We start from the raw sequence: 20,626 nt of genomic DNA, 5'->3' as shown, positions 1-20,626 counted from the left end.
GGCATTTATAATCGCTTGCAATTAAATTGTGTGCTATCTATATTGAGCATATGAAAAAACAGTTAGCTTCGCCTTTGGACGCGCCACTGCATCTGGATAACCAGCTTTGCTTCGCGCTTTACTCTACTAATCTGGCGCTGCATAAGCTCTATCGACAGTTGCTGGCACCGCTTAATCTGACCTATCCACAATATCTGGTCATGCTGGTACTATGGGAAAGAGATGACGTCAGCGTATCGGAGATTGGTGAAAAGCTATTCCTGGATTCCGCCACGCTCACGCCGCTGCTGAAGCGACTGGAGGCCGCAGGTCTGCTGCTACGCCAGCGTTCCCATCAGGATGAGCGTCAGGTACGGGTGACGTTAAGTGAGAGCGGACAGGCCCTGCAGCAGCAGGCACTGACCATTCCGGATTCAGTGGGCTGCGCGCTGGCCTGCGAGGCTGATTCGCTGGCAACCCTTAAGCAGCAGCTTGACGATCTTCGTAAACAATTACAGCGCCTCTGATTTCTGTTATTAGCCTAATCATGGGCTATTTAAATCGCACGCTATTTTATAGTAAACAATATAAGGAACCTGCTATGTCTTTAGAAAAAGTCGTTTATACCGCCAAAGCCAAAGCCACCGGGGGTCGTGATGGCCGTGCCACCTCATCCGACGGTTTTCTGGACGTTAAGCTGGGCGTTCCCAAAGAGATGGGTGGTGCAGGTGCTGAAGCGACCAACCCTGAGCAGCTGTTTGCCGCAGGCTATTCCGCCTGTTTCCTCGGTGCCATGAAGTTTGTGGCGGGTCGCGATAAAATCGCCATGCCTAAAGATGCTTTCGTTGAAGGTGAAGTGGGAATTGGTCCGCTACCAACCGGTTTTGGGATTGAAGCCACACTGACTATCCACCTGCCAGGTATGGATCAGGCCGAAGCGAAAAAGCTGGTTGATGCCGCGCATATCGTCTGCCCTTACTCTAATGCAACTCGTGGTAACATTGACGTGACGCTGAATATCGTCGCCTGAGGCCGTTATCTCATCGCCAACATAAGCGTACTTCGGTACGCTTTTTTTATCCTTTTCCCGCCTGCCAGCCATTCCATGCACTGTGTTACTATGTGTCATTATTACCCTCATCGCCCTTTTTTAGTATTGAGATAGCGTATGTCTTCCAGAATCTTGACGCCTGATGTCATCGGTATCGATGCCTTTTTGCAGAATTACGCCAGCGTTCTGGCCCAGTCAGAAGGCCAGGCCGTCGCGGTATTTGCTAACAATGCACCGGCATTTTATGCGCTCTCCCCTGCTCGTCTGGCGCAGTTACTGGCGCTGGAAGCGAAGCTGGCTCGTCCCGGCAGTGATGTCACCCTTGATGAACGCTTCTACGAGGAGCCACCTGCCGCCCCCATCGCCGTGCCGATGGGTAAATTTGCCATGTATCCCGGCTGGCAGCCGGACGGCGATTTTCAACGTCTGGCCGCATTGTGGGGTATTGCCCTGTCGCAGCCGGTCACGGCAGAAGAGTTGGCCTCATTTACCGCCTACTGGCAGGCCGAAGGCAAAGTTTTTCATCACGTCCAGTGGCAGCAAAAACTGGCGCGCAGCGTGCAAATAAGCCGGGCCAGTAGTGGTGGAACAGTAAAACGTGATATCAATAGCCTGAGTGAACCAGACGATCATATCCCCCCCGGTTTCAGAGGTTGAACATGAAAAACGTCGGCGAATTACTGAAGCGTTTACAGAAAGTGATGCCCACACACGTGAAACCCGCTTTTAAAACGGGTGAAGAACTGCTGGCATGGCAAAAAGAGCAGGGCGACATTCGCTCTGCCGCTATTGAACGTGAAAATCGGGCGATGAAGATGCAACGCACTTTTAATCGCTCCGGCATTCGGCCGCTGCACCAAAACTGCTCATTTGAAAACTATCGTGTAGAGAGCGAAGGACAAATGAATGCGTTATCGAAAGCGCGGCAATATGTCGAAGAATTTGATGGCAACATCGCCAGTTTTATTTTTTCTGGCAAGCCTGGTACCGGCAAAAATCACCTGGCGGCGGCGATTTGTAATGAACTGCTGCTGCGTGGCAAATCAGTACTGATCATTACAGTGGCTGATATTATGTCGGCGATGAAAGATTCGTTTGGCAACCGCGAAACCAGTGAAGAACAGTTACTTAACGATCTCAGTCGCGTTGATCTGCTGGTTATTGATGAGATTGGTATGCAGAACGAATCCCGCTATGAAAAAGTGATCATTAATCAGATTGTCGATCGTCGTTCTTCCTCTAAACGACCCACCGGAATGCTGACCAATAGCAATATGGATGAAATGAATAAACTGCTCGGTGAGCGGGTCATGGACCGTATGCGGCTGGGCAATAGCCTGTGGGTCATTTTCAACTGGGAAAGCTACCGCAGTCGTATTACCGGCAAAGAGTATTAAGATAATTCTTCCCCACAGGCGAGATATACTCAGAGAAATACAGTCTTGTTCAACGTGAGTATGACGATGAAAATGGTAAAAATCTTGCTTAGCGGCGTACTTCTGAATGCCGCCCTCCTCTCTTCCGGCACGTACGCCGCCAGCTGGCAGGACTCACTTTCCAGCGCGGCCAGCCAGTTAGGCAGCCAGGACGGGAGCCAACTTTCAGCACTCGGCGGCTTACTTAACGGCGGCACGCAGGCATTAAGTGCCGACACCATGAATAATGCGGCAGGTATCCTGCAATACTGTGCTAAACAGAAACTGGCGTCGGTGACCAGCACCGAAAATATTAAGAATCAGGTTCTGGACAAGCTGGGCCTGAGCCAACAAGAGCAAAAAGAAGATACCAATTACCTGGAAGGAATTCAGGGGCTGCTCAACACCAAAAACGGTGAGCAGCTTAACCTGAGCAATCTTGGCGAAACGCCGCTGGCACAGAAAGTAAAAACCAAAGCCTGCGATCTGGTCTTAAAGCAGGGCGTGAACTTCCTCTCCTGATCTCCCACTCACGACCGCGCCATTGCGCCGCGGTCGCCTCTGTAACTTCATAATGCGATAGCGATCGTAAAACAGCGCTTTCAGGTGAATTCCGAACCACAACACATTTTTATGACGCCATAATTGCAGCAATGCGGCAACACCATTACATTGTAAGCGCTAAAAAACGATGCTCAGCCAGCAGAGCCTGGCGCTGTCGAGGATATCTCGTTGTCAGAACTCATCTCTCTTGCCCTTTTTCTGGCCTCCGTGGTGATTTATGCCTGGAAAGCAGGCCGTAATATCTGGTGGTTTGCCGTCACGCTGGCCGTACTGGGCATATTTGTCGTACTTAATATTACGCTTTACGCCAGCGACTATTTTACCGGTGACGGTATTAATGATGCCGTACTTTATACCCTGACCAACAGCCTCACCGGTGCGGGTGTCAGCAAATATATCTTACCCGGCGCGGGCCTCATTCTGGCGCTGGTCGGCGTATTTTTGGCCCTCGGCTGGGTGCTACGCCGCCGTCGTCATCACCCTCATCATATGGGTTACAGCCTGCTTGCGCTGGTACTGGCGCTGGCCTCTGTTGATGCCAGTCCGGCATTTCATCAGATTACTGAGCTGGTGAAATCGCAGTCTCGCGATGGCGATCCTGATTTTGCCGACTGGTATAAAGAACCGTCGAAAACGATCGCACATCCGAAACTTAATCTGGTCTATATCTACGGTGAAAGTCTGGAACGCACGTATTTCGACGAAAACGCTTTTCCGGATCTGGCGCCGGAACTGGGGGCGCTAAAAAAAGAAAGTATTGATTTTAGCCATACAGCGCAGCTGCCCGGTACTGATTATACCATTGCCGGAATGGTCGCATCGCAATGCGGCATTCCCCTGTTTGCCCCGTTTGAAGGTAATGCATCGGCTTCGGTTTCCAGTTTCTTTCCGCAGAATATCTGCTTGGGCGATATTCTGAAAAATTCCGGTTATGAGAACTATTTCGTGCAGGGTGCAAACCTGCGCTTTGCCGGCAAAGATGTTTTTCTGAAATCCCACGGTTTCGATCATCTGTATGGGACGGAAGAGCTGAAAAGTACCGTCGCCGATCCGGGCTATCGTAACGACTGGGGTTTTTACGACGATACCGTGCTGGACGAAACCTGGAAAAAATTCGAGGCGCTTTCCCGCAGCGGCAAACGCTTTTCGTTGTTTGCTCTGACGGTCGATACGCATCATCCTGACGGCTTTATTTCGCGCACCTGTCAGCGTAAAAGCTACAGCTATGAGGGCAAACCTAACCAGTCATTTAGCGCCGTAAGCTGTAGTCAGGAGCACATCGCTGCGTTTATCGACAAAATAAAAGCATCGCCGTGGTTTAAAGATACGGTCATTGTGGTGTCGTCAGATCATCTGGCAATGAATAATACTGCCTGGAAATACCTGAATAAGCAGGACCGAAATAATCTGTTTTTTATTCTGCGCGGCGATAAACCACAGCAGGATCTTTCCGGTGTAAAGCGTAATACCATGGATAACGGCGCCACGGTGCTGGATATCATGGGTGGCGATAATTTCATTGGTCTCGGACGCAGTAGTGTTTCCGGGCAATCGCTTTCAGAAGTTTTTCTGAATATGAAAGAGAAAATCACCGGCTGGAAACCGGATATTGTGCGGCTGTGGAAATTTCCAAAAGAGATAAACGAGTTCACCGTCGATAGCCAGAAAAATACCCTTGCTTTCTCCGGGACACATTTCCGCCTGCCGCTGCTGCTGCGTGTTTCTGATAAGCGCGTGGAGCCGCTGCCAGAAAGCGAATACTCGGCGCCCCTGCGCTTTCAATTGGCCGATTTTGCCCCGCGCGATAACTTCGTCTGGGTCGACCACTGCTATAAAATGGCGCAGCTATGGTCACCACAGTATGCGCTCTCTACTGACTGGTGCGTTTCTCAGGGACAGTTAGGCGGCGAGCAATCCGTGCAGCACGTTGATAAAGCGTTATGGCAAGGCAAGACCGCGTTTAAAAATACGGTAATTGATACGGATCGCTACACGCGTAATGTCGACCTGCTTAAAATTGTGGATAACGACATCCGCTATAAAGCCGACAGTTTTATTTTTAACGTTGCGGGCGCACCGGAAGAAGTGCAGCAGTTTAGCGGTATTTCACGCCCTGAATCCTGGGGGCGCTGGTCCAATGCCCAACTGGGCAAAGAGATAAAGATTGAGTACAAACAGCCGCTGCCGGAGACGTTCGATCTTATCATCACTGCTAAAGCCTGGGGACCCAATGCCGATCGCCCAATTCCGGTTCGGGTAGGCAATAAAGAGCAGACGTTGACCTTAAGTCACGAGGTTTCCACCACAACGCTGCATTTCGATAATCCGACTGGCAGTAACACGCTGATGATTGTTCCGCCTGAGCCACAGTCGACTAACGAAGGCAATATTCTCGGCCATGCACCGCGTCAGTTGGGTATTGGGATGATAGAGATTAAAGTGGTCAAATCGGAAGGATAATCTTTTTTGCTGCCCGGCTGGATCGCCCAGCCGGGCAGCAAGGTTTATCAGTAATGCCGTACGCTATCTATCAAAAGGTTTCCCAGTTTTCGCCGCTGTCGGTCGCCACAGCTTTACGCGTGGTCACTGGCGCGGGGGCGATAGCCACTTTGGTGACGCTGACATCTCGCTGCTGCGCCTGCAAAATACGGAACACGGCAACGGCCTGCGTCAGACGGCTTGCCTGTTCTTCCAGCGCGGCTGCCGCGGCGGCAGATTCCTCCACCAGCGAGGCGTTCTGCTGCGTTACGCGGTCCATTTCGGCAACCGCCAGGCCTACCTGATCAATACCGCGGCTCTGCTCGTCAGAGGCCGAGGCAATTTCACCCATGATATCCGTTACGCGGGTAACAGCATTGACGATCTCATCCATCGTTTCGCCCGCGCTTTCAACCAGCGTTGACCCGAGATCCACCCGGTTTACCGAGTCTTCAATCAGGCTTTTGATTTCACGCGCGGCCTGGGCACTGCGCTGCGCCAGGTTACGGACTTCACCGGCCACGACCGCAAACCCACGTCCCTGCTCGCCTGCACGTGCCGCTTCAACCGCGGCGTTCAGGGCGAGAATGTTGGTCTGGAAAGCAATACCATCAATGACGCTGATAATATCGGCAATTTTCTGCGAACTGCCTGCGATATCGCGCATTGTCTGGACAACGTTATCCACCACTTTACCGCCTTTCTGCGCGGTTTCTGACGCGCTCAGTGCCAGCTGGCTGGCCTGACGAGCGTTCTCAGCATTCTGCTTCACGGTAGCGGTCAGTTCTTCCATGCTGGCCGCCGTCTCTTCCAGAGAGGCCGCCTGCTGCTCGGTACGGGAAGAGAGATCGTTATTACCCATCGCAATTTCACTGGCACCGCTGTAAATTGCATCTGCGCCATCGCGTACGTCACCTACGGTACGTACCAGCTCTCCCTGCATATGACGCAGACTGTTAGCCAGCTGCCCCATTTCGTTAGAGCCTTCAACATCAATAGGCTTGACCAGATCGCCGCTGGCAATATGGCGAATGCTTTCGATAATCCGATGCAGCGGCGTCAACAGCGCACGCGTAATGCCCATCCAGACCACCATAATCACCAGCAGTACCACCAGCAGCGTGCCGCCCAGTACCCACAGGGTTTGATTATAAGAAACGTGGTTTTCTTCTACGGCCTGCTTGTAGAGCGCATCGTTTTGCAGCAAGTATTCGCGATACTGTTTCTCAAACACGTCCTGATAGCTCTGGGTCGGCTGATCGAAGAACTCGTTGATTTTCCCGGCGCCTAAAAGACGGATCAGATCCGCCAGCGCATCGTGATAAATCACATAGTTGCGTTTGATTTCCATTGCCGCCACGTCGTTCTGACGCGGATCGCGCGGCTGCGCTTCATAATCAGCCCAGGCCTGCTCAGCCTGTTTTAGCGTGCGGCTGGCAATTTGTGACAATTCAGCCACGGTAGTACCGCTACCGATATTGTTCTGATCCATCATGTAACGGATACCCGCGCGGTTTAGCGTATTACGCGTCTGTAACAGCGCGACCCAGCTCTCGTTGAGCGTGGATTGCTGCTGGCGGATGGTTTGCAGAACGGTGAAGTTATCCTTGTCGTGTTTCAGGGCGTTGAAGAACAGGCCACCCGAAGTGAGTTGTAAAAGACCAAATAATCCCAGCACCAGCATTAAGCCGGTGACAATCTTGATACGATTTAACATGTTTTCTCTTCCATTGAACTGATATCGGGTTTTCGGCCCGGGAAGCAAAAACTTTACGGAAAATCGTGCTGTTCCTGCCGCAACCTGGTCGGTATGCCCGCCGGATGCCGACGTTTTCACTTCGCCGATATCGGTGTTTTTTGGTGTGATCTCAATCACATATTTGCTTTTACCCTTTCAGGTCTGTTCACCACTTACTCCCGTCTTTGACCGCTTAATTTTGCATACGACCACTTATCCAGATTGCCCATTTTTCACGCGCCCGCCTTTGGCATGATCGGCGCCGACATATCACTTTCATTACAGGTCTTACCCTACTCACGCAGCTACGTCTGCTTACTTTTTAACGGCCAGGTTTAACCATGGATACTAAAAAACTATTCAAGCACATCCCTTGGGTGGTCCTCGGGATCATCGGTGCATTCTGTTTGTCAGTTGTGGCCCTGCGACGGGGCGAGCACGTCAGCGCCCTGTGGATTGTGGTCGCCTCCGTCTCGGTCTATCTGGTGGCATATCGCTATTACAGCCTTTATATCGCCCAGAAGGTGATGAAACTTGACCCAACGCGCGCAACGCCTGCAGTCATTAATAACGACGGTCTGAACTATGTTCCGACCAACCGGAACGTGTTATTCGGCCACCATTTTGCGGCTATCGCAGGCGCAGGTCCGCTGGTCGGGCCGGTACTGGCGGCGCAGATGGGCTACTTACCCGGTACGCTGTGGCTGTTAGCCGGGGTGGTCCTTGCCGGTGCAGTACAGGACTTTATGGTGCTGTTTATCTCTTCTCGCCGTAATGGCGCCTCTCTCGGTGAGATGATTAAAGAGGAGATGGGGCCGGTCCCTGGCACCATTGCACTGTTTGGCTGTTTCTTAATCATGATTATTATCCTCGCCGTGCTGGCGCTGATCGTGGTAAAAGCGCTGGCCGAAAGCCCGTGGGGTGTCTTCACCGTCTGCTCAACCGTGCCGATTGCACTGTTTATGGGCATTTATATGCGCTTCTTGCGCCCTGGACGCGTAGGCGAAGTGTCAGTGATTGGCATTGTCCTGCTGGTTGCCTCTATTTATTTTGGCGGCGTGATTGCGCAAGATCCGTACTGGGGTCCGGCGCTAACTTTCAAAGATACTACTATCACCTTTACCCTGATTGGTTACGCGTTTGTTTCTGCGCTACTGCCGGTATGGTTGATTCTGGCTCCGCGTGACTACCTTGCCACCTTCCTGAAAATCGGCGTGATTGTGGGTCTGGCCATCGGGATTGTGATCCTCAACCCGGAACTGAAGATGCCAGCAATGACCCAGTACGTAGACGGCACGGGGCCGCTGTGGAAAGGCGCGCTGTTCCCGTTCTTGTTTATCACGATTGCCTGCGGTGCGGTTTCTGGCTTCCACGCTCTGATCGCCTCCGGTACGACGCCAAAACTACTGGCATGCGAAACCGACGCACGTTTCATCGGCTATGGCGCCATGCTGATGGAGTCTTTTGTCGCGATCATGGCGCTGGTGGCAGCCTCTATCATTGAACCTGGCCTCTACTTCGCGATGAATACGCCGCCTGCGGGCCTCGGCATTACCATGCCGAACCTGCATGAGCTGGGCACTGAAAATGCGCCGATGATCCTGGCACAGTTAAAAGACGTTACGACACAGGCCGCCGCGACAGTCAGTAGCTGGGGCTTTGTGATTTCGCCTGAGCAGATCCTGCAAACCGCGAAAGACATCGGCGAGCCTTCAGTACTGAACCGTGCAGGCGGCGCACCGACGCTGGCAGTCGGTATTGCTCACGTGTTCCATAAAATCATTCCTGCCATGGACATGGGTTTCTGGTATCACTTTGGCATCTTGTTCGAAGCGCTGTTTATCCTGACCGCTCTGGATGCGGGTACCCGCTCCGGCCGCTTCATGTTGCAGGATCTGCTGGGTAACTTTGTACCGTTCCTGAAAAAAACCGACTCGCTGGTGGCAGGCGTTATCGGTACAGCGGGCTGCGTTGGTCTGTGGGGATATTTACTGTATCAGGGCGTGGTTGATCCTCTGGGCGGCGTTAAGAGCCTGTGGCCGCTGTTCGGTATCTCTAACCAGATGCTGGCGGCTGTGGCACTGGTTCTCAGTACCGTGGTACTGGTTAAAATGCAGCGTACCAAATACATCTGGGTCACCGTGGTCCCGGCGGTATGGCTGCTGATTTGTACCACCTGGGCGCTGGGTCTGAAGTTGTTTAGTACTAATCCGCAGATGGAAGGCTTCTTCTATATGGCGAACCAGTACAAAGAGCGTATTGCCGCAGGCGGAGAGCTGACCGCCCAGGAAGTGGCTAACATGAACCACATCGTGGTGAATAACTATACCAACGCGGGGTTAAGTATTCTGTTCCTGGTCGTGGTTTACAGCATCATTTTCTACGGACTGCGGACCTGGATGAACGCCCGTAATACGCAGGAACGTACAGATAAAGAAACACCGTATGTTCCGGTGCCGGAAGGCGGCGTGAAAACCTCTTCCCACCATTAATCTGTCTGCCGGAGGAAGGATAACTTTCCTCCGGCTTTATTTATATCTGGATGACGCGATGTTTGGTAACTTAGGACAGGCAAAAAAATACCTCGGCCAGGCTGCAAAGATGCTGATTGGTATTCCGGATTACGACAATTATGTTGATCATATGAAAAGCAATCATCCGGATAAACCTTACATGACTTACAACGAATTCTTCCGCGAGCGCCAGGAAGCGCGCTACGGTAGCGGCGGAAGCAGTTGTTGTTAAGAAAGGAACCACTATGACTCCAATAGCTGTCACACTTCTTACCGGTTTTCTTGGCGCAGGGAAAACCACTCTCCTGCGTCATATTCTCAACGAACACCACGGCTTTAAAATTGCCGTTATCGAAAATGAATTTGGCGAAGTCTCTATTGATGACCGGCTCATCGGCGATCGCGCCACGCAAATCACCACCCTGACCAACGGCTGCATTTGCTGCAGCCGCTCTAACGAACTGGAAGATGCCCTGCTGGATCTGCTCGATGGCCTTGACCGGGGTGACATTGCATTTGATCGCCTGATCATTGAGTGTACCGGGATGGCCGACCCCGGCCCTATTATTCAGACCTTTTTCTCCCATGAGATCCTCTGTCAGCGCTACCTGCTGGATGGCGTCATTACGCTGGTTGATGCTGTCCATGCTAACGAGCAAATGAACCAGTTCACCCTTGCCCAGTCACAGGTAGGGTATGCTGACCGGATCCTGTTGACGAAAACCGACGCCGCAGAAGACAGCGAAAAGCTGCGTGAGCGCTTAATGCGCATTAACGCGCGCGCGCCGATCTATACCGCGACTCACGGTAACATCGACCTTTCACTGCTGTTTAATACCAACGGTTTTATGCTGGAAGAAAAGGTGATTGCCGCTAAACCGCGCTTTCATTTTATTGCCGACAAGCAGAACGACATCTCGTCCATCGTGGTCGAACTGGATTTTCCGGTAGACATCAGCAGCATCTCCCGCGTGATGGAGACATTACTGCTGGAGTATGCTGAAAAACTGCTGCGCTATAAGGGTATGCTGTGGATCGCCGATGCGCCAAATCGTCTGCTTTTCCAGGGCGTTCAGCGGCTTTACAGCGCCGACTGGGATCGTCCGTGGGGCGATGAAACCCCGCATAGCACGCTGGTTTTTATTGGTATTCAGCTACCGGAAGATGAAATCCGGGCGGCCTTTGCTGAATTGCGGGTGTAAGAATAACCTGCACATGCCGGGCAGGCCGGATAACATCCACCGGCCTCTCCTTTCAGCACACATCATCCCGTTCAAGCCCAACGTCGCGCAGTTGTGCGTCGCTCATCCGCTGTAACACTTTTCTGGTCTGTACCTGCCGGCGCCACTGTTTAAACGCTTGCCAGATCAGGGTCAGACCAATAAAAGGCTGTTTACTCCGATTTTCATGAAATTCCATCGTCTGTCTCCTCACCGTGTTAGTGAGGCTATTTTCAGCTAAATTCATCACAGCAATACAGATTCAAAAAACACTTTTATTTAACATACAGATTGAGTAAAACAGGATCTGCACGGCATTCATTGTCGCTATCTGTACTGGTTTTATAATCTGTACGGTGTAAAAAAAGGATACAGCATGACGCGTTATCAACATCTGGCCAATATCCTGGCGGAACGGATCGAGCAGGGGCTCTACCGGCACGGCGAAAAACTGCCGTCGGTGCGCAGCCTGAGCCAGGAGCATGGCGTCAGTATCAGCACCGTGCAGCAGGCGTATCAGACGCTGGAAAACCTGCAATTGATTACTCCTCAGCCACGATCCGGTTATTTTATTACCCCGCGCAAGGCGCAGCCGCCGTTGCCGGCAATGACGTCGCCAGTACAGCGGCCGGTGGATATCACTCAGTGGGATCAGGTCAATACCCAGCTGGCCGACCATCACGATAAATCGCTCATTGCCTTTGGCAGTGGCGCACCAGACGTCAGCCAGCCGAGCCTGAAACCGCTATGGCGTGAGCTAAGTCGTATCGTGCAGCATAATCCATGCGATGTTCTGGGATATGATGAGTTATCAGGGCGCCAGGATCTGCGCGAGCAGATTGCACGCGTGATGCTGGACAGTGAAACCGTCACTACGCCAGACGATATCGTGATCGCCAATGGCTGCCACAGTGCACTGGCTATCGCCCTGCTGGCAGTCTGTAAAGCTGGCGATATCGTGGCGGTGGAATCGCCATGTTATTACGGCATCATGCAACTATTACGCAGTTTTGATATAAAAGCGCTTGAAATCCCGACCGACCCGCAGACGGGCATTAGCATTGAGGCGCTGGAAATGGCGCTGGAGCAGTGGCCGATAAAAGGCGTTATTCTGGTACCCAACTGCAATAATCCGCTGGGATTTATTATGCCCGATGCACGCAAACGGGCAGTACTGTCTCTTGCCCAGCGCCATGATATTGTGATTTTTGAAGATGATATTTATGGCGAGCTGGCGCGTGATTATCCTCGCCCCCGGACCATTAAATCCTGGGATATCGACGGACGGGTGCTATTGTGCAGCTCGTTTACGAAAAGTATCGCCCCGGGCCTGCGGGTGGGCTGGATCGTGCCGGGGCGCTATCGCGATCGGGTGTTGCATATGAAATATGCCACCAGTAGCACCAGCGTACCTGCCATGCAAATGGCGGTGGCGGCGTTTATCCGTGACGGACACTATCATCGCCATGTAAGGCGGATGCGGCAGATCTATCAGCATAATATGGAAACCTGGACCTGCTGGGTACGCCAGTATTTTCCCTGTGATATCTGCATCACCCGCCCACAGGGCAGCTTTATGTTGTGGATCGAATTACCTGAGATTGTCGATATGGTATGCGTCGCGAAGCAACTCTGCCGTCTGAAAATACAGGTGGCACCAGGTTCACTATTTTCAGCCTCGGGAAAGTATCGTAACTGTCTGCGAATTAATTGTGCGCTGCCGCTGACGGATAAAAACCGCGAGGCATTACGACAAATGGGTGAAGCGGTAAGTATTGCGATGAAATAAGTAATAAAGACAGGCTTCAATATATTATTGAAGCCTGCTAATTAATCATCAGGCGTGAGACGGTTCGTCTTCTGCCATTACCTGAGTTTTCACATTATTGACACTCATCATGTCCACTGGTACAAATTTCCACTGTTGTGCTTCAGAACCATTATACGGATGAAGAATAATTGGATTACCTTCTGCGGTTCCACGGTTAAGGCTATCAATAACATTATCTTTATTTTGTTTACTGCGAATAAATCCGCGGGTCATCGCCATATCCCATTTTTGTGAGAGTTTGTTAGGATCGCGCTGCTGTAATACAATACGACCACCGCTAATATCCATAACCATGGCATCGCTGGAAACCAGCGTAATTTCGCCGGTCCTTTCATTCACCGACCACAGAATTTTACTCAGTTCAGCATCTATTTTTCTCAATGCCAGGGGGGCATTAGTTTGCTGATCGGAGATTCCTAAAACCATTGTCGGGCAAGCAGCATATTTAAAAAAACCAATCATGATAATTTCCTTATATCGCATTGTGTATTAAACAGTATAAAAGCCAATAAAAGACATTGCTTATCAATGTCAATCCAGATATCTGTATGGCGCGAATCAAGAATGGGATAAATATTAATTAAAAAATGTGATCTAAATCTAATTTCACAGCGGGTAGTATCTGGCAGGGTTAAAATAAGAAGTTTATATAATGATTAAAATACGCAAATAATAAAGCCCCTTCAAGTATATTGTAGGGGCTTTAATCCTGTTTACTGATGACTCACTACCACCAGCTTCTGATTCACGAACTCTTTAATCCCTAAATCAGACAGCTCTCGTCCAAAACCCGAGCGTTTAACACCGCCAAACGGCAGTTCTGCGGCCGTATCAGTCAGAGAGTTGATATAAACCATTCCGGTTTCAATGCGCGATGCCAGGCGCTTAGCACGCTCAATATTCTGGCTAAAAATCGCGCCACCAAGGCCATAGTGCGAATCATTTGCCAGTTTTACAATTTCATCGTCATCTTTTACCACGTACACCTGTGCAACCGGGCCGAAGAACTCTTCAAAATACGCCGGATTATCGCGGGTAATATGGGTCAGGATCGTTGGCGCAAAAAAGTTACCTTTATGCTCAACCGGTTTGCCGCCGAAATGCACTTTTGCCCCGTGTTTGACGGCTTCATTAACCTGTTTTGTCAGCGTTTCCACCGCGTCTTTTGAGGATAACGGACCCAGCGTAGTACTTTCATCCAGCGGATCGCCCAGCTTTACCTGACCAAATGCGTCAGTAAACTTGCTGAGGAAAGCCTCAGCGACCTTTTCATGGATAATGAAGCGCTTGGCAGCCGTACAGACCTGTCCCGCATTTTGCAAACGCGCCTGCACCCCAACCTTAACCGCTTTTTCAAGATCGCAGTCGTCCAGCACGACAAAAACGTCATTGCCCCCCAGTTCAAGGGTCGCTTTTTTAAGTTTTTTTGCCGCCTGAGAGGCAACAATTCCGCCCGCTTTTTCAGAGCCGGTAAGGGCAACACCCTGTACACGATCATCATCAATAATGGCCGATACCTGATCGGAGGAAATAAACAGGTTGGTATATGCCCCGTCCGGTGCACCAGCTTCGCGAACCAAATGTTCAAAAGTCTCAGCGCAGTGCGGTACGATACTCGCATGTTTCACGATAACCGGATTACCTGCGGCCAGGTTCGGCGCCAGAACGCGCATAAGTTGATAGTAGGGGAAGTTCCACGGCTCTACTGCCATTAGCACACCGATAGGATGGTGCTCAACCCAGGCATCGCCCAGCGATGAATCATAGTTGACCGGCGCAAGAAAATCTTTCGCGTTATCGGCGTAATAGCGTGCGATCTGGGCGCACAGCTTCACTTCCGCGCGGCTTTGTTCAATGAGTTTACCCATCTCAACGCTGACAATTTTTGCCAGTTCTTCATTTTGGTTATCCATGAGATCGGCGAGTTTATGCAAAATCGGCAGGCGCTGTTCAATGTCGCCTTTGGCCCACTCAGAATGATAGAGTGCATCTGCAGTGCTAAGTGCAGCCTGTACATCGGCATCACTGTGCGCCGGATATTCTTTAACAAGCTGATTGGTAAAAGGATTTACTGTTTGATAGGCCATGTTACGTCTCTCCTCATACTCGGAACGTTTGCAGCAAAACGTACTGCGAAGAGTATTAAGGGTAGTCAAAACATGAGGTCATGCAGAAAAAATGCAGATAAACAGAGCTTTCTGAAAGCGACATAACAGAGGATGCCGCTTGCTGATTACTATTCGCTTTGGTTACAGCGACTAATGACTTACGGCCATGATTTCATCAACGGAGAGTCCGGTCATTTTGACCACCGTTTCACGATCCAGACCGTTCTCCAGCATGGCGCGGGCGATACGCAACGCTTCTGCGTGTTTCCCCTGCTGCAAACCTTCCTGCAATCCCTGTTCCAGACCCTGTTCCAGACCCTGTTCTAAACCCTGTTCTAAACCTTCTTGTCGACCCAAGAAATGGCCTTTCTGACGGCCCTCTTCATGCAGTCTTTCGGCAATAGTCATCAGTTCCTCCTTGTGTTGTGGCAAACGTTCGGCAAGCTGGCTAAGAAACTCGCGAAAGCGAGGCGCATCACCATACTGCACAATATAGTTGAACAGCGCTTTTAACTGAGTACCGGTAGTGTATCCCATGCCCAAAAGGGTGACCAGTGGGTCCACCAACGCCAGCAGATCGCGCTGGCGAATATGTTTTAACATGAACTCCAGCAGCGCCACGCGCCGATGCTGCATAATATCGTCGTCCGCCGTGGTCGTAATATCAACCAGTGGAAAGGCCCTGGTATAAAGCTGACGGGCCAGCGCCGGATCGGCAAATTCATCCAGCCAACATAATGAAAGCGGACAGGGACTTATTTCGCCATGGTAAAACAGCATGGGGACCACCAGCGGCAAATGCTTATGACCCGCATCAAGGTGATTCTGCATTGCGGCAATCGCATAGCGCATCATCCGAAATGGCATATGTGCCACTGACGAACTTTGATGCTCAATCACAACATAGAGATAGCCTTCCCCCGATGTCGTTTTCATTGACCACAGCATATCGGCGTAATACGCCCGAAGATCCTCTTCAATAAAACTTGTGGATTCTGGTTTAAGCGTGCGTAAATCACAACGCTGACGCAGCGCTGGTGGCAGATAGATTTCAAGAAAATCGCATACCGAATCTTTATGCCGCATAAAATGTTTGAACACCGCATCGTGCGGAGTCGAAGTCGTATATTTAGTCATGGCGTTCCGTCACCGGGTAAACGAGATGGCGCGAATCTACACGTTCATCATCATTAAGCGCACTCTCTGGTTATTCACTTTGCGCAGAGAGACGAAACAACATCACACCAGGCAACATGAGTTGCATAGGGTCTGGAATGCGCCTCGCAGAATGATGACTCACCTGTATTTCACTCTGTTGCGAAGCGGTCATCTGGTTATATGATTAATGCCATGGATAAGATAACTGAACTTAAACGCGCCAAACGCCTGGCGCTGGCGCTACTGTTGATTGCAGCGGCGACCTTTATCATCACTCTACTGTTACCACCGAACTTTTGGGTTAGCGGGGTGAAGGCGATCGCGGAAGCGGCAATGGTTGGCGCGCTGGCGGACTGGTTTGCCGTCTCGGCGCTGTTTCATCATTTACCGATCCCTTTTATTTCGCGGCACACGGCAATCATCCCGCGTAATAAGGAGCGTATCGGCGATAACCTCGGCCAGTTCGTGCAGGAAAAATTTCTTGATACCCAGTCGCTGGTGACGTTAATTCGCCGTCATGAACCGGCTGGCATGATCGGCCACTGGTTTAGCCAGCCGGACAATGCCCGGCGAGTGGGACAACATCTCATTCAGGTCATGAGCGGATTTCTGGAATTGACGGATGATCAGCGCATTCAGCGATTGCTTAAGCGCGCGGTCCATAAAGCCATAGATAAGGTCGATCTCACCGAAACCAGCGCCATGATGCTGGAGAGTATGACCAAAAATAACCGTCATCAGCGGCTGCTGGACGCCATCATTGACCAGTTAATTGCCCTGTTGCAACGCGATAGCTCCCGGGCGTTTATTGCCCGACAAATTGTTCACTGGCTTAAAAACGAGCATCCCCGTAAGGCAAAATTACTGCCCACTGAATGGTTGGGTGAGCACAGCGCAGAACTGGTCTCTGATGCTATCAATTCGATGCTGGATGATATTCACCAGGATCGTACTCATCAGATCCGTCGGGCATTCGATCGCGCAACGCTAAAACTGATCGACAACCTTAAAACCGATCCCGATATGCAAACAAAAGCCGAAAACATCAAACGATATATCAAGAATGATGACGCTTTTAACCGCTATTTAGGTGAACTGTGGGGAGACCTGCGCAGCTGGCTGAAGGAGGATATGCACAGCGAGGATTCACGCGTGCAGAAACGCATCACGGAAGCTGGCCAGTGGTTTGGTGAAACGCTGATTGCGGATGACGCGCTGCGTGCTTCGCTAAACAACCACCTGGAGCAGGCCGTCATCCGCGTGGCCCCCGAATTCGCCGCTTTCCTGACCAGACATATTAGCGACACGGTTAAAGGCTGGGATGCGCGGGACATGTCGCAACAAATTGAGCTTAATATTGGCAAAGATTTGCAGTTTATTCGGGTTAACGGAACGCTGGTGGGCGGGTTTATCGGCCTGGTGTTGTATCTGCTATCACAACTCCCTGCGTTATTAGCACTGCCGACGTTTTAACCGTCGTCTGCCTGTGGCAGTCCACAGGCAATTTGAGGCATGAGCATTATTTGCATTGCCGCGTATACTGACCGGCCAGCATTTTCGTTAAACGCTTATGGAGACATCATGACAGGGATGGCAATCTTCAAACACCATCAGAAAAAGATCCTCACTCTGCTTTTAGTCGTGTTTATTGCACTGTGTAGTGCGGGTAACCACTTTTATCAGCATCATCGCGCAGACAAAACGTCGTCATTTCGCGGCTACCAGGTTGCCATTGAGGGTAAAAAAATGAGCGGCGTGAGTAACAATATCTCTTCCCTTACCTGGTCGGCGAAAAGCGACACCCTGTTCAGCACCATTAACCGTCCTGCCGCCATCGTCGAGTTAAGCAAGCAGGGCGACGTCCTGCGCACTATTCCGCTGGATTTCGTCGAGGACATTGAAACCATCGAGTATGTGAGTGACAACACATTCGTTATTACCGATGAAAAAGACTATTCCATTTATGTCATAACGCTTGATGCTGACTCGCATGTGACAGTGCTGAAAAAACTGCAAATCGCCCTGCAAAAAACCCCGACCAATACGGGCTTTGAGGGGCTGGCCTATTCGCCGAAGGATCGCGTATTTTATTTCTTTAAAGAGAAAAAACCTGTCGCTATTTACCGTGTTGCCGGCCTGCTGGAAAGCAATGACCTGCAAATATCCGATGATAAACCCCTCACGCGCCGACTGGACGTTAAAGATATTTCCGGCGCAGACTTCAACGCCGGGAATAATTCACTTTACGTCTTGTCACACGAATCCAAAAATCTGCAGGAAGTGACTTTATCCGGCGATATTCTGGGCGAAATGTCGTTAAAAGAGGGCGAGCACGGTCTGGCAAGTAGCATCAAACAGGCGGAGGGAATTGCCCGCGATGGTGCAGGCAATTTGTTTATTGTCAGCGAGCCCAATCTGTTTTACCACTTTACGGAAAACACGCCACGCTAATTGGCAATTACATAGCGGGTGGCGGTAAAGCGATTCAGGATGATATGCACCAGAAAAACCATGATGAGCGTCGCCACCAGTGCGACGGTAACGGACGCAATACGATACATATCGCTGAAAACCAGGTCCTGCTCCGGGTGCAGGTTTTGCCCGAACATAATACCGATCGTGGTAATGCTTGAAAAACCAACGCCTGCACCCACTTTTTCCATCACGTGCAGGCGCGCGCTAAACCCCAGGCCAAGGGCAATAAGCGGCATCATCAATAGCATATGGCTACTGTGATCGTAGAGAATGAGCTGCACAATCAAAATATATAAGCAGGCCAGAACCACGCCCACCACGCGCCACATTGAACTGATTACCGCACCGCGATAGCTCATCGGAAACAGGATCAGCACGCCGGCCATCAGCGCCGACAACGAGTCACTCAGATCGCTTATCTGAAAAATAACAAAGATCATTGTGGCCACCGTGCCGGAGAGTAGCGATTCATGGCGCACCCGCGCTGCATTTTTCTCAATAAGCGGCGGTCGGCCGCGCGGTTCAATATCCGGCAGCAGATAGTGCATCAGCGCACTCAGACAGACGGCCATTATGCTGGCCTCAACGTTGGAGAACATCAACGTATGCCAGTCGTTAGTGGGGTAACTCATAAAATTAAGCATGACGCTTTGGCACACGACGCCCATCGAACCGAATAAAAATAGCGGCCCCTTACTCATGAAGCGAAAACGCATCACGTAAAGCGCAAAAACCACCAGCGTCATGATCAGCGGCCAGCGCGAAAGAAAGCCAATAATCAGTATCATCTCAAAGCAGTTCAGCACGGCGCTGAAAATGAACTGGGTCGCCACATGGCGGTTAAACACCGGCACCAGCGACAGCAGCATAATCGGATAGACCACAAAAAAGACGCCGTACTGCACGTTATAAAACGTGGAAATGCTGAGCGCGAGAGTCCCCGCAACCACGATGCGTAAGGTCTGGCGAAAATCGTTTGCGGTAAACGTAATCGTGTCGTGCGGCGTAAAGACGCGGGCCAGGGTATTAATAGACATAGTGTAACAGGCTCACCAGATGGATTTGCAGCCCGGAAAAGAAATGGGCAAAGGGGCCTTCACTGTTATAGAGCTGAACAGTTGCGCGTGCGCCGGTAGGCAGCGGCAGCGCCAGCGGTTCATCAAGCGCAACGTGTATCCGCATACGCTGCGCATCACGTACCCATCGGTTAGACTGTTCCGGCTGTGAAAGCTGGCCGTTGACAGCTTCCTGTCCGGCGAGGATCCCCGCATCGCTGCTGACGACGTGAGCGGCAAACACTTTCCCCGGCATGGCATCAAATACCACTGCCGCATCGGTACCGGGACGGGTATGGCGCAGGCTCTTTTCACGGAAGTCTGCCACAATATCGGTGTGAGCGCTCACTAACGCCAGCAGAGGCGTTCCTGCTGAGGCATAAAGCCCGGGACTGAGTTGAAGATTACTTACCGTACCGTCAGCTTCAGCACGAATTTGGGTCCAGTTAAGATTAAGCTGCGCCTCATCCAGCGCATTGCGATATTTTTGTAGCGTGACGTTGCGGGCATCATCACGTTCGCCACGTTCAATCGTTAACTGATGAATGGTGGCATTCAGCGCCGTCACGGATTGTTCACTGGTCTGCCAGCTGGTGCGCGCTTTATCCAGTTCCTGCTGCGAGACATTCTGGCTGGCGCTTAGCCGTTGATAGCGCCGGAAAGTAACGGCTTCATTATGCGCCGTCAGCTGCGCCGTTTTCACATTCGCGCGGGCGGCAGCGATTTGCGCATCAAGCTGCTGGTTAGTCAGCTGTGCCTGGTGCAGGGCGATTTGCGCCGCTTCTACCCGGTTCTGGAACGGCGTGGTATCCAGTTCATAAAGTAAATCCCCTTTCTTTACCGGGCTATTATTGTGGACATGCACCGCCGCTACGTAGCCGGACACCCGGGCGGAAACAGGCGTTACAACGCGCATTACCGTCGAGTCCGGCGTCAGGGGTATCCAGATATCCGCTACCACAAAGTAGACGAACATCAGCAGGAAAGAGGCAATACTGACCCTTACCCAGCGGGCAAATTTTTGTTCAGGAGTCATCATAG

General features: G+C 51.2%; 19 protein-coding genes. 12 read left to right on the top strand and 7 right to left on the bottom strand.

All coding sequences use genetic code 11. The features are described 5' to 3' along the window. The first annotated feature begins 50 nt into the window (after nucleotides 1-50). The 6 genes from AC791_RS17765 (at nucleotide 51) to opgB (ending at nucleotide 5,469) form a co-directional block, all read left to right on the top strand. Nucleotides 51-506 carry a MarR family winged helix-turn-helix transcriptional regulator gene (locus AC791_RS17765; RefSeq protein ID WP_049842037.1) on the top strand — a complete coding sequence of 152 codons (456 nt, stop codon included), beginning with the start codon at nucleotides 51-53 and terminating at the stop codon, nucleotides 504-506. Between the two features lie 74 nt (nucleotides 507-580). Beyond that, nucleotides 581-1,009 (top strand): organic hydroperoxide resistance protein, encoded by a 429-nt coding sequence (locus AC791_RS17760; RefSeq protein ID WP_049841808.1) that lies wholly within the window; start codon nucleotides 581-583, stop codon nucleotides 1,007-1,009. A gap of 138 nt (nucleotides 1,010-1,147) precedes the next feature. Continuing rightward, complete coding sequence (gene dnaT / locus AC791_RS17755) at nucleotides 1,148-1,687, top strand: primosomal protein DnaT (RefSeq protein WP_049841807.1); 540 nt, start codon at nucleotides 1,148-1,150, stop codon at nucleotides 1,685-1,687. A 2-nt stretch (nucleotides 1,688-1,689) separates the two neighbouring features. Next, nucleotides 1,690-2,427, top strand: coding sequence for a DNA replication protein DnaC (gene dnaC / locus AC791_RS17750; protein ID WP_049841806.1), 738 nt, complete (start codon nucleotides 1,690-1,692; stop codon nucleotides 2,425-2,427). A 66-nt stretch (nucleotides 2,428-2,493) separates the two neighbouring features. Further along, on the top strand, nucleotides 2,494-2,967 hold the full coding sequence (locus AC791_RS17745) for a DUF2501 domain-containing protein (RefSeq protein ID WP_049842036.1): 474 nt from the start codon (nucleotides 2,494-2,496) through the stop codon (nucleotides 2,965-2,967). Between the two features lie 210 nt (nucleotides 2,968-3,177). Further along, nucleotides 3,178-5,469 (top strand): phosphatidylglycerol--membrane-oligosaccharide glycerophosphotransferase, encoded by a 2,292-nt coding sequence (opgB, locus tag AC791_RS17740; RefSeq protein WP_049841805.1) that lies wholly within the window; start codon nucleotides 3,178-3,180, stop codon nucleotides 5,467-5,469. Nucleotides 5,470-5,539: 70 nt separating this feature from the next. Here opgB and tsr read toward each other — a convergent pair whose 3' ends face one another. Beyond that, nucleotides 5,540-7,204 carry a methyl-accepting chemotaxis protein gene (gene tsr / locus AC791_RS17735; RefSeq protein WP_049842035.1) on the bottom strand — a complete coding sequence of 555 codons (1,665 nt, stop codon included), beginning with the start codon at nucleotides 7,202-7,204 and terminating at the stop codon, nucleotides 5,540-5,542. Nucleotides 7,205-7,566: 362 nt separating this feature from the next. On the opposite strand from tsr, the gene AC791_RS17730 reads away from it, so the two are divergent. From AC791_RS17730 to yjiA, 3 genes are read left to right on the top strand one after another with little or no spacing between them, the layout of a single operon-like run. Beyond that, complete coding sequence (locus AC791_RS17730) at nucleotides 7,567-9,717, top strand: carbon starvation CstA family protein (protein WP_049841804.1); 2,151 nt, start codon at nucleotides 7,567-7,569, stop codon at nucleotides 9,715-9,717. 58 nt (nucleotides 9,718-9,775) lie between these two features. Further along, entirely contained in the window at nucleotides 9,776-9,970 is a 195-nt protein-coding gene (locus AC791_RS17725; RefSeq protein ID WP_049841803.1) for a YbdD/YjiX family protein, read from the top strand. 13 nt (nucleotides 9,971-9,983) lie between these two features. Beyond that, nucleotides 9,984-10,940, top strand: a complete 957-nt coding sequence (yjiA, locus tag AC791_RS17720) for a GTPase (RefSeq protein ID WP_049841802.1) — start codon at nucleotides 9,984-9,986, stop codon at nucleotides 10,938-10,940. A gap of 52 nt (nucleotides 10,941-10,992) precedes the next feature. Here the strand turns inward: yjiA and AC791_RS20055 are convergent, their stop codons facing one another. Next, nucleotides 10,993-11,157: a DUF1127 domain-containing protein gene (locus tag AC791_RS20055; RefSeq protein WP_072094405.1), complete on the bottom strand. Its 165-nt coding sequence runs from the start codon at nucleotides 11,155-11,157 to the stop codon at nucleotides 10,993-10,995. Nucleotides 11,158-11,334: 177 nt separating this feature from the next. On the opposite strand from AC791_RS20055, the gene AC791_RS17715 reads away from it, so the two are divergent. Then, on the top strand, nucleotides 11,335-12,747 hold the full coding sequence (locus tag AC791_RS17715; RefSeq protein ID WP_049841801.1) for a PLP-dependent aminotransferase family protein: 1,413 nt from the start codon (nucleotides 11,335-11,337) through the stop codon (nucleotides 12,745-12,747). Nucleotides 12,748-12,795: 48 nt separating this feature from the next. On the opposite strand, the gene AC791_RS17710 is transcribed toward AC791_RS17715, so the two are convergent. From AC791_RS17710 to AC791_RS17700, 3 genes are all read right to left on the bottom strand, one after another. Further along, nucleotides 12,796-13,251, bottom strand: coding sequence for an RICIN domain-containing protein (locus AC791_RS17710; RefSeq protein WP_049841800.1), 456 nt, complete (start codon nucleotides 13,249-13,251; stop codon nucleotides 12,796-12,798). 251 nt (nucleotides 13,252-13,502) lie between these two features. After that, nucleotides 13,503-14,876 (bottom strand): NAD-dependent succinate-semialdehyde dehydrogenase, encoded by a 1,374-nt coding sequence (locus tag AC791_RS17705; RefSeq protein WP_049841799.1) that lies wholly within the window; start codon nucleotides 14,874-14,876, stop codon nucleotides 13,503-13,505. Nucleotides 14,877-15,047: 171 nt separating this feature from the next. Continuing rightward, complete coding sequence (locus AC791_RS17700; protein ID WP_049841798.1) at nucleotides 15,048-16,034, bottom strand: Rpn family recombination-promoting nuclease/putative transposase; 987 nt, start codon at nucleotides 16,032-16,034, stop codon at nucleotides 15,048-15,050. Between the two features lie 213 nt (nucleotides 16,035-16,247). On the opposite strand from AC791_RS17700, the gene AC791_RS17695 reads away from it, so the two are divergent. Together AC791_RS17695 and AC791_RS17690 are read left to right on the top strand one after the other, a co-directional pair. Beyond that, nucleotides 16,248-17,528, top strand: coding sequence for a DUF445 domain-containing protein (locus tag AC791_RS17695; RefSeq protein WP_049842034.1), 1,281 nt, complete (start codon nucleotides 16,248-16,250; stop codon nucleotides 17,526-17,528). Between the two features lie 108 nt (nucleotides 17,529-17,636). Further along, on the top strand, nucleotides 17,637-18,506 hold the full coding sequence (locus AC791_RS17690) for an SdiA-regulated domain-containing protein (RefSeq protein WP_228136919.1): 870 nt from the start codon (nucleotides 17,637-17,639) through the stop codon (nucleotides 18,504-18,506). On the opposite strand, the gene AC791_RS17685 is transcribed toward AC791_RS17690, so the two are convergent. Both AC791_RS17685 and AC791_RS17680 read right to left on the bottom strand, forming a co-directional pair. Next, entirely contained in the window at nucleotides 18,503-19,567 is a 1,065-nt protein-coding gene (locus tag AC791_RS17685) for a DUF2955 domain-containing protein (RefSeq protein WP_049841797.1), read from the bottom strand. The two genes, AC791_RS17690 and AC791_RS17685, sit on opposite strands and share 4 nt — an antisense overlap. Next, the gene (locus AC791_RS17680) at nucleotides 19,557-20,624 is read right to left on the bottom strand and encodes an HlyD family secretion protein (protein ID WP_049841796.1); all 1,068 of its coding nucleotides are present in this window, start codon (nucleotides 20,622-20,624) and stop codon (nucleotides 19,557-19,559) included. The genes AC791_RS17685 and AC791_RS17680 overlap by 11 nt, the downstream gene beginning before the upstream one ends. Nucleotides 20,625-20,626: the final 2 nt, after the last annotated feature.

Source organism: Klebsiella sp. RIT-PI-d, assembly GCF_001187865.1.
GTDB lineage: Bacteria > Pseudomonadota > Gammaproteobacteria > Enterobacterales > Enterobacteriaceae > Superficieibacter.
Note: the sequence above shows the minus strand (reverse complement) of the source record. Positions and strands in the feature narration are given on the sequence as shown.